At 65.6% G+C, this 12,355-nt stretch carries 9 protein-coding genes and 1 pseudogene; 3 read left to right on the top strand and 7 right to left on the bottom strand.

The annotated features are described in order from the left end of the window. The first annotated feature begins 379 nt into the window (after positions 1-379). The 3 genes and pseudogenes from AC1DOQ_RS04045 (at position 380) to AC1DOQ_RS04055 (ending at position 2,379) form a co-directional block, all read left to right on the top strand. Positions 380-1,621, top strand: a complete 1,242-nt coding sequence (locus AC1DOQ_RS04045; protein ID WP_477360515.1) for a hypothetical protein — start codon at positions 380-382, stop codon at positions 1,619-1,621. Positions 1,622-1,695: 74 nt separating this feature from the next. After that, positions 1,696-1,833: pseudogene (locus AC1DOQ_RS04050) on the top strand (slipin family protein); the annotation flags it as partial. Between the two features lie 117 nt (positions 1,834-1,950). Further along, positions 1,951-2,379 carry a hypothetical protein gene (locus AC1DOQ_RS04055; protein ID WP_477360517.1) on the top strand — a complete coding sequence of 143 codons (429 nt, stop codon included), beginning with the start codon at positions 1,951-1,953 and terminating at the stop codon, positions 2,377-2,379. A gap of 71 nt (positions 2,380-2,450) precedes the next feature. Here the strand turns inward: AC1DOQ_RS04055 and proX are convergent, their stop codons facing one another. From proX to AC1DOQ_RS04090, 7 genes are all read right to left on the bottom strand, one after another. Beyond that, positions 2,451-3,500, bottom strand: coding sequence for a glycine betaine/L-proline ABC transporter substrate-binding protein ProX (gene proX / locus AC1DOQ_RS04060; protein ID WP_477360519.1), 1,050 nt, complete (start codon positions 3,498-3,500; stop codon positions 2,451-2,453). A gap of 15 nt (positions 3,501-3,515) precedes the next feature. Then, positions 3,516-4,586 (bottom strand): glycine betaine/L-proline ABC transporter permease ProW, encoded by a 1,071-nt coding sequence (proW, locus tag AC1DOQ_RS04065; RefSeq protein WP_477360521.1) that lies wholly within the window; start codon positions 4,584-4,586, stop codon positions 3,516-3,518. Continuing rightward, positions 4,583-5,818: a glycine betaine/L-proline ABC transporter ATP-binding protein ProV gene (proV, locus tag AC1DOQ_RS04070; protein WP_477360523.1), complete on the bottom strand. Its 1,236-nt coding sequence runs from the start codon at positions 5,816-5,818 to the stop codon at positions 4,583-4,585. Before proV ends, proW begins: the two co-directional genes overlap by 4 nt. A 359-nt stretch (positions 5,819-6,177) precedes the next feature. Next, positions 6,178-7,086 (bottom strand): hypothetical protein, encoded by a 909-nt coding sequence (locus AC1DOQ_RS04075; RefSeq protein ID WP_477360525.1) that lies wholly within the window; start codon positions 7,084-7,086, stop codon positions 6,178-6,180. A gap of 121 nt (positions 7,087-7,207) precedes the next feature. Then, positions 7,208-8,575 carry a 2-hydroxycarboxylate transporter family protein gene (locus AC1DOQ_RS04080; protein WP_477360527.1) on the bottom strand — a complete coding sequence of 456 codons (1,368 nt, stop codon included), beginning with the start codon at positions 8,573-8,575 and terminating at the stop codon, positions 7,208-7,210. A gap of 65 nt (positions 8,576-8,640) precedes the next feature. Then, the gene (locus tag AC1DOQ_RS04085) at positions 8,641-11,106 is read right to left on the bottom strand and encodes a glycoside hydrolase family 31 protein (protein ID WP_477360529.1); all 2,466 of its coding nucleotides are present in this window, start codon (positions 11,104-11,106) and stop codon (positions 8,641-8,643) included. After that, complete coding sequence (locus AC1DOQ_RS04090) at positions 11,103-12,353, bottom strand: sugar MFS transporter (protein ID WP_477360531.1); 1,251 nt, start codon at positions 12,351-12,353, stop codon at positions 11,103-11,105. The genes AC1DOQ_RS04085 and AC1DOQ_RS04090 overlap by 4 nt, the downstream gene beginning before the upstream one ends. Between the last annotated feature and the right edge of the window lie 2 nt (positions 12,354-12,355).

The raw sequence follows: 12,355 nt of genomic DNA on the forward strand, positions 1-12,355 counted from the left end.
ATCTTCCTGTATGCCTGGTAGCACAACATCCATGCTGGCGCATGGCATGTCGATTGGCCCCTTGATGAAAGCTTATGCGCGACGCATTGCGGACCGGCGTTGACCGTCTCGGCGTGAAATAGAGCACACGGGACGCCGATTAGGCGTATGCTTTTGTTATTCAAGCGCCGTACTGCATGAAGTGACCCACACTGCCTGGTCGCGGTAATTCAACGGCAATGCACGGAACACGGCCGCTAGTGACGGCCACTCCCGGCACGACGCAAGTAGTACAGGGGAGCGTGCGAGGTCTCTACCGGTCGTCGCCACACTCGACGGCATGACACATCCCCGCCCCGCCCGCCACTCCTGCTTGCAACGGTCACATCGGGAGTACATCATGCGCCACACATTGAAAGCCGTCTTCGCTCACCGAAGCGATGCCCAGCACGTCCTGGACGAATTGCTTGCCTCTGGATATTCGCCCGCCGATACGGCCCTGTCGAACGAGCTCCCAACTACGCAAGACGACGACGCCGGATTGGACGGCGAGGACGCAAAAGCCGGCGGCCCGGTAAAACGACTCGCCGCGAGGCTGTTCCACACCGGACAGCGCGAGCATAGCGTCGCATATTCCGATGCATTCCTGCGCGGACACCACGTCGTGACGCTCACGGCCGATTCCGAACCGGATATCGCGCGCGCGGTCGCCATCATCGAGCGCTTCGGTCCGCTCGGCATCGAAACGCACGATGACGATTGGGACCATGGCAGCGTCGGCGCTGGACGAGGTGCCGGCCGGATGGCCCGCGCCTACCCGCCCGGTACCGAGCCAGGCGCCCTGCAGAGCCGCGCCCATGAAGACAGTCGCTACTTCGGCACCCAGCGTGCCGATGCGCCGCCGACCGGCAACACCTTCCAGGAAATAATGGGCGCGGACTCCCAATGGGTTCATCCCGACGACGGCAGGCTATATGTCCACACCCCGCCCACCTTTGCGGATTCGCACGGCGCGGTACACGGCGACGACATGGCGGCCTACCGCTATGGCAAGGAGATGCGTACCAGTGACAAGTACCGCAACCGTTCCTGGGACGAGGTCGAGCCCAGCTTGAAGAACGGCTGGGAAGCAGGCGCGAACGGCGCTGCGACCTGGGACGAAAGCAGGAATGCCGTACGCCGCGGCTGGAACAGCACCTCACCCGACATCGACGACGACAGTTATTACCGTACCCACTGGAACGCAATATACGCGCACGGTGCCAGCGATAGCGAGTACGGGGAGCACGCCCCGGCCTCCCCGTCCGACAGCGAAGCACAGCGCAGCGAGAATTATCGCAGCCGCGATTGGCGGAGCTCCCCTTCCGATGTCGAGGACGCCTGGAACGCGCGCCACGCGGGGCAACTATCGTCATGGGGAAACTTCAAGAATGCCGTAACCCATGGCTGGAACCGGATTCGGCTGGATACGGATACAAAGGAGACTGCCGGCCATTCATACGAAACGAGGCCCGGCACTGAAACGACGCACATGGCCACGCCCGAAGTGCCAGGGGAAACCGAACACGCAGGCAGTGCCGCGCCGGTCTGGGCCAAAGTGAAGGCGGCGGTACGCCATGGCTGGGAGCGCGTAAGGTCTTGATCGGTGCGTCCGCGCGATGCGCACTCCCGAAAAGGGAGCGCCGCCACTGGATGCCATTATCTGTACAGGAAATTTCCGTGGAAATTCGCGATGTTGCCATACCGGTCGTGCTGCAGGATGCCATGTCCCGCCAGGCACAGGCCGAACGCAAAAAGCAGGCGCGGGTCATCCTTGGTTCCGCCGAAGCCGCCATTGCCGGGAAATTCGTCGAATAGCCTGAACCCGTCAGCTGCTTCGCTGACACCAAATGCATCGGCACCTGTCGCTCCAGCAGACGTCTGGAACAAGGCTGCCGCCTGATTGAACGAGCAAGCGAAAAGAGGCAGGTCATGCGCCACGATCTCACAGCAGTCTTCAACAACCCGGTCGACGCCCAGGATGTACTGGACGAATTGCTCCGCTCCGGGTTTCCGCGCTCCGAAACCTCACTCGTCAGTCCTCCCGAGGTTGACGATACCAAACGCGTAGCCGACGCCGGTCACGGGGGAACGCTCAAGCAGATACTCACGCGGCTATTCGGGCCCTGGCACCATGCACCTGAGAGAATAGACGAATCGGCCTTCCTGCCCGGACGCCACGTCATCACCCTTACCGGAGCGCTTGAACTCGATTCCGTTCGGGCCATTGGCATCATGGAGCGCTCCAACCCCGTCTATATCGAAGACAGGCATAAGCAAGCCGGGCATGGCCCTGTTGGCGCGGTGTCGAAGCCGCCCGCCAAACGAAGCTTCCGCGTGCATAAGAGGCCATCGCGTTGACGAGTGCCTTGCCGTGACACGGTCAGTCGGGCATCCCTCACCACGAGGGGAAGCCGCAAACGGCGCTCGACTCAGGGCTTCGCCGCCGCCAGCGCCTGCGCGATCCAGCCATCGAACAGCTGCTGGTGGTATTTGATCCAGCCTGCCGTATGGCGCGCGATATCGGCCTGGCTGTTTTCGCCGGCCCGCATGCGCTCGTTTTGCGCATTGATGTCGGCGATCGGCAGGCGCATGACTTCGAACAGCTTCACGGCCGCGGGATTCCTGTCGGCCCAGGCGCGGTTCACGACGATGCGCGTCGTGTTGACGGCAAACCCATAGTCGCTGCCGTCGTCGAGACGGGTATTCGCGTTCTGCGGATTCGACGAAAACGGCACCTGCAGCCAGACCACATCCTTGCCCGGCACCAGCACCCCGCTCACCCAGTAAGGTGTCCAGGTGTAGTACAGGATCGGTTCGCCGCGCTGGTAACGGCCGATGGTATCGGCGATCAGGGCCGAATAACTGCCCTGCACATGCTTGACCGTGGCGCGCAGCTTGTAGGCGTCCATGTGGTTTTCGATCATCGCTTCGCAGCCCCAGCCCGGATTGCAGCCGGTCAGGTCGGCCTTGCCGTCGCCGTCCTGGTCGAACAGCTTCGCCAGCGCCGGGTCGCGCAACTGGCCGATATTCGTGATGTGGTACTTGTCGGCCGTCGCCTTGTCGATCAGGTAGCCTTGCGCGGCCGGACCGGCGTATTGGCCTACGCGCAGCAGCTTGCCGTCGCCGCCGGCATTGTCGTAATAGTCCTGGTGCAGGGGGTCCCAATGCACGGCCAGGAAGGTCGCGTCGCCGTTGGCAATCGCAATGTGCGCGGTCGGATAGTCGACTTCCTTGATCGGCTGCGTCTCGTAGCCCAGCTTTTCCAGGGCGCGGTCGACCAGCATGGTCTGGAAGGTTTCTTCGGCGATCGGGCTTTGCAGCGCCTGTACCTTGATGCCCTTGCCGGGCAGCCCGGCATCCGGCGTTTGCGCCATGGCCAGGCTAGTGGTCAGGGCAAGCGCGGCAAGCGCCAGGGCCGAGAACCACCGGAACCTGCGCTGCGCCTTGTGCGTGACTTCGTAGTGTTCGATACGATCCATTAGTTTCCCTTCTTCTTATTGTGCAGTGACGGACCTGGCGGGCGCCGACGCTTCGCCGCGCGCCGGACCGCCGCGCGCCAGGCGCAGGATGAAGCCGGCCGGGCCCGTCTGGTACCAGTGGCGCACGCCGCGGCGCGGTTTCCCCAGTGCCTGCGTCAGGCGGTCCAGGGTGATGGCCAGCAGCACGATGCCGAGGCCGCCCACGGTGGCCAGACCCATGTCCAGGCGGCCAATCCCGCGCAGCACCATCTGGCCCAGGCCGCCGACCGCGATCATCGAGGCGATCACCACCATCGACAGCGACAGCATCAGCGACTGGTTGATGCCGGCCATGATCGACGGCATGGCCAGCGGGAACTGCACGCGGGTCAGCAGCTGCCAGGGGGAAGCGCCATAGGCGCGCGCCGCTTCGACCAGGTCGGGACGGACCTGGCGAATGCCCAGGTTGGTCAGGCGCACCAGCGGCGGCAGGGCGAAGATGATGGTCACGATCACGCCGGGCGCATTGCCGATCCCAAACAGCATGACCACCGGCACCAGGTACACGAAGGCGGGCGTGGTCTGCATGGCGTCCAGCAGCGGGCGCAGGATATTCTGCGCGCGCTCGCTGCTGGCCAGGAAGATCCCCAGCGGCAAACCGATCGCCAGGCAGAAAGCCAGCGAGGTCAGCACCAGCGACAGGGTGATCATCGCTTCCGGCCAGACGCCCAGCATCGACAGGGCCAGCAGCGCCAGCACGGTGCCGACGGTCAGCGCGCGGCTGGTGAATTGCCAGGCCAGCAGGCCGATGATGGCGATCACCACCATCGACGGTGCGGCCAGCAGCAGCTCGCCCATGCCGCCCAGGGTGGCGTCGATCGGCGCGCGCACGGCCTGGAAGAACGGCCGGCAATGCGCGACCACCCAGCCCAGGCCCTGGTTGATCCAGGATTCCAGCGGCAGCGAACCATCGAAGAGTTGCGTCAGCTGGAAGCCGCCGGCGGGGTCGGGCGTGACGGCCGGCGCCGCCGCGTCGAGCCAGGAAGTATCGGTCGGCGGGGTCGGCAGCCACGGGTTCGCCTGGGCGGTGACGGTACTGGGATTCATGCTTGTCCTTTCTGTGTTTGTGGCTCGGCAATGGGAGGCGTATCGCGGTCGAGGAACCTCAGCAAGGTGGTCTTGCTGATGGCGCCGCGGAAGCTGCCGTCGCTGGCCACCACCGGCACCGCATACGGCAGTTGCGCCACTTGCCCGAACAGGCCCGCAACGGGCTCGTCCGCATTAATGGTCTGCACATCCGGCAGGTAGGCGTGCGACAGGCCCAGCGGACCGGTATGGCCGTCGAGCGCGCTGCGCAGCGAATCGGCCGACACCACCCCGAGGAACTGGCGCCGCGGATTGACGACATAGGCGTAGGCCCGGTCCTGCTCTTCCAGCATCGACAGCGCCGCGCGCGAACCGCGGCTCGGCGATTCCGACACCACGATCTGGCTCTTGCGGGCGATGTCGCCGGCCTTGAAGACGGCCGCCGCATCGACGCCGCGCACGAAGTTGCGCACGTAATCGTTGGCGGGCTTGCGCAGGATTTCCTCGGGCGTGCCCACTTGCACCACATGCCCGTCCTTCATGATGGCGACCCGGTCGCCGATGCGCATGGCTTCATCGAGGTCGTGCGAAATGAAGACGATGGTGCGGCGCTTGATCTGCTGCAGGCGCAGCAGCTCCGATTGCATTTCCGTGCGCATGATGGGATCGAGCGCGGAGAATGCCTCGTCCATCAGCAGGATCGACGGGTCGCAAGCAAGGGCGCGCGCCAGTCCCACGCGTTGCTGCATACCGCCGGACAATTCGTCGGGATAACTGGCGTCGTAGGCCGCGAGGCCCACCTGCTCGAGCGCCTGCCGGGCCAGCGCATGGCGCTCGGCCTTGGGAATGCCGGCCAGTTCCATGCCGAAGGCCGTGTTGTCCAGCACGGACACATGCGGCAGCAGGGCGAAGGACTGGAACACCATGCTGATGTCCTTGCGGCGCAGGGCGCGCAGCTGCGCATCCGGCAGCGTATTGATGTCTTCGCCGTCGATCAGGATGCGGCCGGCGGTCGGCTCGACCAGGCGGTTCAGCATGCGCACCAGGGTCGACTTGCCCGAACCGGACAGTCCCATGATGACGAAGATCTCGCCCGCCTCGATGGTAAAGCTGGCGTCGAACACGCCGATCGTGCATTCGGTCTCGGCCAGGATTTCCTGCTTGCCGGCTCCTTGCCGGACCAGTTCCAATGCCTGTTCCGGCTGGTCGCCGTAGACCTTGAAGACATGGTCGATGATGATTTGTTTTGCCACGTAGTGGTTCTCCTTCGATTTTGCAAAGGCAATGAAACCCTGGGCCGTTGGCGATGCAACGGCGCATCGGCGTGCGCAAGCGACGAACAGGACGAGGCACGCTTTTCCGGCGGCGTTGGTGCCGGTACCAGGGTGTCATGGGCGCGTTAAAAGAGGCTGGGTTTCAGGACTTTTAACGACGGATACGGGCGCTGGGGCCCAAGAATTATTTCCTGCTCGTTGAGAGGAAATACGGTACTGCGGAGATACTTTTGAACAAATATATTGCTGGAATGATAGCGCAAACAGACGCAAAAGTCCAGTAGCCTTCCAAACTGGAATGTGCTAGTGATGTTTCGCCAAGGCGAAAACCGGTACGCTCAGGGGGTGATTGCCGCTTCGATCGCTTGCGCATACTGCGCGGCGCCGGCCCTGGCGCCGCAGGCCTGCATATCGTCGTACAACCACATGAAACCGCCGGTAATGCCGGCCGCCGCCTTCCACGCGCTCATCTTTTTCCGCACGACGGCCGGCGAATCTCCCTGCCGGCAAGCCTTGCCGTGCAGGGACCACAGGCCCGGGTTCACGCGCATGCCCATCGCCGACGACCAGGCAGCGGGATCGTTGCGCGCGCCGCCGTCGTAGACCTGCAGGTAGATGGTGTCGACCTTGCCGCCGAGCGCATCCTTCAGGCTGCGCCAGTAGGCCTGCTTCGTGTAGGGCACCAGCGCGAGTTTGTAGCCCAGGGCCGCCAGCATCGTGCCGAAGCGGGCCGACGACGCCAGGTCGTAGGTACTTTCGTCGTCGAAGTTGGCGGCATCGGCGCCGGTCGCGGCTCTCAAGGCCTGGAAGTTGCGGTACAGGATGCTGCTCGGGCCGCTGCCCTGGGCGGCGACCAGGTCGCGAATCGCCGCGAAATCATTGGTGCCGCCCGAACCGATCGACACCTCGATGCGCCTGACCCCGGTCGGCTGCCGCTTGAGCGTGGCAAGCCGGGACGGCCAGTCCGGATCGCCCACGTAGCGGCCGTTGGCCACGAGCAGCTTGTCGTTGAGAATGAGGTTGCCGCTTTTGGCGTCGACGTGGATGCTCCACAGGATCACCGTGTCGAAGCCGGATGCGCGCAGGTCGTCCATTACCGCCTGGCCGCCGCTGTAGAAGGGGCCGCCGCCGAAGACCGCGGAATGATGGGGATTACCCGGTGCCGGGGCGGCGGCGAAGCTGGCGAAGGTGGCCAGAGTGCCGGCCAGGGCGCAGGCCAGCAGCGACGGCCGAAGACGAGCGAACATGCATGACTCCGATGTGAAGGATGAGCGATCGTTCCGGATAGTACAAAGGAAGCGTCGGCCGTTTCAGCAAATCCCCCGCATCGGGCTGCAATTTAGTGCTGTTTCCTAAACAAGCGGACGATTAGTGCAGCCTTGCCAGCGCAATCAGGGTCAGCGTGACGGTGATCGCGCCGCCGATGCGGGTGGCGATCTGCGCGAAGGGCATCAGCTGCATGCGGTTGGCGGCGGTCAGGATGGCGACGTCGCCGGTGCCGCCCTGGCCGCTGTGGCAGGCGTTGACGATCGCCGCCTCGATCGGATACATGTTCATCTTGCGGCCCACCACGAAGCCGGTGGCCATCAGGGTCACGACGGTCGACACGATGATGACCAGGTTGCTCACGTTGAAGGCGGCGACCAGCTTGTCCCAGGGCGTCATCGAGGCGCCGATGGCGAACAGCAGCGGATAGGTGACCGCGGTCGAGAAGAATTTATACACGACGTAGGAGCTTTGCTGCAGCTGGGGCGAGACGCCGCGCGACAGCTTGAACATCACGGCGACGAACAGCATCACCACCGGCGCCGGGAACTCGAACAGGCGGAAGGCCAGCATGCCCACCATGTAGAGCGAGATCGAGGTGATGCCGGCCGCCGCGATATGGCCGATGTCCATGTGCAGGGGAATGACTTCGGCCAGCGGCTTCGCATCGTCCTGCTCGCCCGGCTGCAGGCGGCCTTCGCCGGTCAGGTGCGGATGCTTCTTGCCGATCGCGTTCAGCATGCCGGCCAGCAGGATCGCCGTCAGGCTGCCCAGCATCACCGGCGGCAGTACCTGGGCGAAGATCTCGCCCTGGGCCTCGTGCAGGATGCCGGCATAGCCGATCGACAGCGGGATCGCGCCTTCGCCGACGCCGCCGGCCATGATCGGCGCGACCAGGTAGAAGAAGGTGTGGAAGGCGCCCTTGCCCAGCGCCACGCCGACGGCGGTGCCGACGATGCCGGCCGCCACCGAGCCGACGGCCAGCGGGACGAAGATCTTGACGAAGCCCTTGATGAGCACCGACCTGTCCATGCTCAGGATGCTGCCCACGATGATGGACGAGATGAACAGGTAGAGGAAGTTGGTGGACTTGGTGAAGTCGACCACGTTCTTCAGCACCGGCGCCGGGATCAGGTGGCTGAAGGCCAGGTAGGACGGGATGAAGGTGGCGAAGATCGCGGCGGCGCCGATGTTGCGGAAGAACGGCAGGCGCTTGCCCAGTTCCGCGCACGAGAAGCCGCCGACGGTCAGGATGGCGATCGAGACGCAGATATCGTTCGGCACCTTGCCGGTCGCGACGAAGCCGCCGATCAGCGCCAGCAGCAGCAGATAGACCGGCAGCGGGACGATGCCGAGACGCATGTCCATCAGTTTCCAGAACGGAAGGGACCTGGATGGGGCGGACGCTTGTACCTCGGTCTGGGCTTGGGCCGGCGCGTTTTGGAGCGGGAGTCGGTTAGCGTTTTTCATGAATACCAACGATAGGTCTGGTGAATATGACGCCACTCTAACCGTGCTTCCCCTTCAATTAGCTTTCAGTGTTCGAGCTCGATGCGCCGCACGTTTTCGTCCGGCAGCGGGATGCGCAGGCGCCGCGTGGCCGGATCGAAGTGCGCGTCCTCCACCGGCTTGCCGTCGATGCGGATGGCGGCCGGCGGCTTGTCGATGCCGAGGAACTCGACGGCGCCCACGCGCTGGTAGCCGGCATTCGGCGGGATCTCCAGCCGCAGGCCGCCCTCCTCCTGCCGCATCCCGATGGTGCGCGATGCCCCACTGCGGTAGCCGTAGCCGTCGCCGGCATCCTGGAACACGTGGCTGCTGCCGGTGGCGCCGGCGGCGACAAGCAGGGTCATTGGCACCGTCTTCATCTCGCCCGTGTGCTGCACCACCGGCGCCGTCGGAATGCCGGCGCCGGCGCGGACGAACAGCGGCAGCCGGTCCAGCGGCGCGGCCACCTGCGCCACCGTGCCGCCCGCATGCCGGCTGCCGTCCCACCAAGCGATCCAGGCATCGCCCTTCGGGAAAACCACTTCGCGGCTGGTCTGCCCTTCCTGCAGCACCGGCGCCACCAGCAGGTCGCCGCCGAGCAGGAACTGGTCGTCGACCAGGCTGGCGCGCGTATCGCCGGGGTACATGAACCACAGCGGACGCATCGGCGGCATGCCGGTGCGTTCGTTATCGGCGAACAGCGTGTACAGATAGGGCAGCAGGCGGTAGCGCAGCTCGATGGTGGCGCGGTTGATGCCTTCGAGTTCGGCGCCGAAGGCCCAGGGCTCGCGCGCGGCGGAGACGTCGTTCGAATGGGTGCGGAAGTAAGGCGTCAGCGCCGCCGCCTGCAGCCAGCGGGTGTGCAGCTCGGCGCCCGGACTGCCCATGAAACCGCCGACGTCGGCACCGACGAAGGGCACGCCCGACACCGACAGGTTGGTCAGCATCGGAATCGTCAGCGCCAGGTGGGACCAGGTCGGCGAATTGTCGCCGGTCCAGACCGCGGCGTAGCGCTGCACGCCGGCGAAACCGGCGCGCGTCAGCACCAGCGGTCGGCGCTCCGGCCGCAGCTTGCGCAAGCCCTCGAAGCTGGCGCGCGCCATCTGCATGCCATAGACGTTGTGGTATTGCGCATGGCTGCCGGGCCGGCCGTCGCCGGCGTGGCGGGCGTCGAGCGGGAAGGTCCGCTGCGGCCCGAGCGACAGCTCCGGCTTGTCGAAACCGTCGGCCGGAAACACGCCCGGCTCGTTCATGTCGTTCCAGAAGCCGTCGACGCCGAGGTCCAGCGCCGATGCGTACAGGCTGCCGAACCAGGCACGCGCCGCCGGCAGGGTGAAGTCCGGGAAGGCGCAGATGCCCGGCCACACCTTCTCGTGCAGCTCGCTGCCGTCGGGCTTGCGGACGTAGACGCCCTGCTCCCTGCCGCTGCGGTAGACGGCATAATTCTCATCGAGCTTGATGCCCGGATCGACGATGGTCACGGCGTGGAAGCCTTCTCCGTGCAGCCGGTCCAGCATCTGCTTCGGGTCGGGGAAGGTCCGGGCATTCCAGGTAAAGACGCGGAAGCCGTCCATGTGGTCGATGTCGAGGTAGAGCACGTCGGCCGGGATCCGGCGCTTGCGGAACTCCTGCGCGATGTCGAGCACCTTTTCCTGGCTCATATAAGACCAGCGCGATTGCTGGTAGCCCAGCGCCCACAGCGGTGGCAGGGCGCCGCGTCCGGTGAGGGCCGTGTAGTCGCGCAGGACGCCGGCCGGGCTGCGCTGTTCGCCGCCGGTGAAAACGTAGTAATCGAGCTCGCCGCCGTTCGCGCCGAAGCTGTAGCGGTGGGGCTCGCGCTTGCCCATGTCGAACCAGCTGCGCCAGGTGTTATTGAAGAACAGGCCGTAGCTCCTGCCCTCATGCAGGGCGATGAAGAAGGGAATCGCCTGGTAGGACGGATCGTGGCCCACCGCATAGGGAGCGACGTCCGAGTTCCACATCACCGTGGCTTGCTGGTGCCGCGACAGCGGCAGCGTCTTTTCGCCGAAGCCGTAGTACAGCTCGTAGTGGTCGCGGCGCATCGCGGTTTCGACCGCGCCCTCCTCCCTGTCGAAGGACATCGGACGCGCCGGGTCGTTGGCGAGCACCAGCCGGCCGGTGCCGTCGTACACCGAGATCGCCAGCTCGGGCGCGTTGCGGATCACCACCCGCGTGCCGCTGGCGGAGCGCAATTCGGTCACGGCGCCCCGCTTCGCCACGGTCGCCCTGGCGGTGGGCGGCGCGCCCTCGATCGCATAGGAGAGGTCAGGCGCAAAGCGGCCGGAAGGCGCCATCCGCACCCGCACCACGTCGGGCGTGGCGAAGCCGACATGGACCCGGGCGCCGCTGGACAGGCGCAGGTCCACGCCGTCGGCGGACGGCAGGGCCTGCACGACCTTGCCGGCGGGGCGCAGGGCCGCAGCGGCCGGCATGGCGGCCAGGGCCAGCAGGCTGGCTCCCGCCAGCGCCGGCAGGAGCCGTCTTCCGTTCACTGCTGCTTGCCGGCGCCGTACAGGCCGGCGAACCTCAGGCCGAAGTACAGGATGAAGGCATAGCAGGCGGCCGGCACCACGAAGGACCATTGCAGGCCAATCGAGTCGGCCAGCAGGCCCTGCACGAAGGGCACCACGGCGCCGCCGACGATGGCCATGCACAGGATGCCCGAGGCCTGGCCGGTGAATTTGCCGAGGCGGTACAGGGCCATGCTGAAGATGGTCGGGAACATGATCGAATTGCACAGGCCGACGGCGAGGATGGCCCACATCGCGGCCTGGCCGTGGCCGAAGATGGCGACCAGGATCAGCGCGATCGAGACGGCCGCATTGAAGGCCAGGGTCTTGCCCGGACTGACATAGCGCATCACCGCGAAGCCGACGAAGCGGCCGACCATGGCGCCGCCCCAGTAGTAGCTGACGTAGTGGGCCGCGTCCGCCGGGCCGAGGGCGGCGATGTGCGGCTCGCCGATGAAGTTGATCAGGAAGCTGCCGATGCTGACTTCACCGCCGACGTAGAGGAAGATGCCGATCGCCCCCATCAGCAGGTGGGGATGGGCCAGCACCGAGGCCTTGGTGGTGCTGTCGAGCTGCACCACGCCGTCGTCCGCGTGTTCGATCTTCGGCAGGCGGGCAAAGGCGAACAGCAGCGCCAGCAGCAGCAATGCGCCGGCCAGGGTCAGGTAGGGCTTCTGGACGCTGGCCGCCTCGCTGACCTGGGCGCCTTCGGCCAGGATCAGGATGCCGCCGAGGATGGGCGCGATGGTGGTGCCCAGCGAGTTGAAGGCCTGGGTCAGCGACAGGCGGCTCGAGGCCGTGCGCGGGTCGCCCAGCACCGTCACATAGGGGTTGGCCGCCACCTGCAGGATGGTGATGCCGGCCGCCAGCACGAAGAAGCCGAGCAGGAACAGCGCATAGCCGCTCATCGACGCCGGATAGAACAGCGCGCAGCCGCAGGCGGCGATCACCAGCCCGGTCACGGCGCCGTTCTGGTAGCCGATCTTCTTGATCAGCATGCCGGCCGGCAGCGAGACGATGGCGTAGGCGCCGAAGAAGCAGAACTGCACCAGCATCGCCTGCACGTAGTTCAGCGTGTAGAGCGCCTTCAGGTGCGGGATCAGCACGTCGTTCAGCGCGGTCAGCAGGCCCCACATGAAGAACAGGATGGTGATGATGACCAGCGGCCCGGTATTGCCCGTGCGGGCTTCCGATTGCGGCCGCAGCGCCGGCTGCGAAATATGTTCCATAC

The organism is Massilia sp. 01N417 (assembly GCF_056399645.1).

Coding starts and splice junctions, on each gene's coding strand:
- AC1DOQ_RS04045 (WP_477360515.1), top strand. CDS start 380: ATGCGCCACACATTGAAAGCCGTCTTCGCTCACCGAAGCGATGCCCAG.
- AC1DOQ_RS04055 (WP_477360517.1), top strand. CDS start 1,951: ATGCGCCACGATCTCACAGCAGTCTTCAACAACCCGGTCGACGCCCAG.
- proX (WP_477360519.1), bottom strand. CDS start 3,500: ATGGATCGTATCGAACACTACGAAGTCACGCACAAGGCGCAGCGCAGG.
- proW (WP_477360521.1), bottom strand. CDS start 4,586: ATGAATCCCAGTACCGTCACCGCCCAGGCGAACCCGTGGCTGCCGACC.
- AC1DOQ_RS04075 (WP_477360525.1), bottom strand. CDS start 7,086: ATGTTCGCTCGTCTTCGGCCGTCGCTGCTGGCCTGCGCCCTGGCCGGC.
- AC1DOQ_RS04080 (WP_477360527.1), bottom strand. CDS start 8,575: ATGAAAAACGCTAACCGACTCCCGCTCCAAAACGCGCCGGCCCAAGCC.
- AC1DOQ_RS04090 (WP_477360531.1), bottom strand. CDS start 12,353: ATGGAACATATTTCGCAGCCGGCGCTGCGGCCGCAATCGGAAGCCCGC.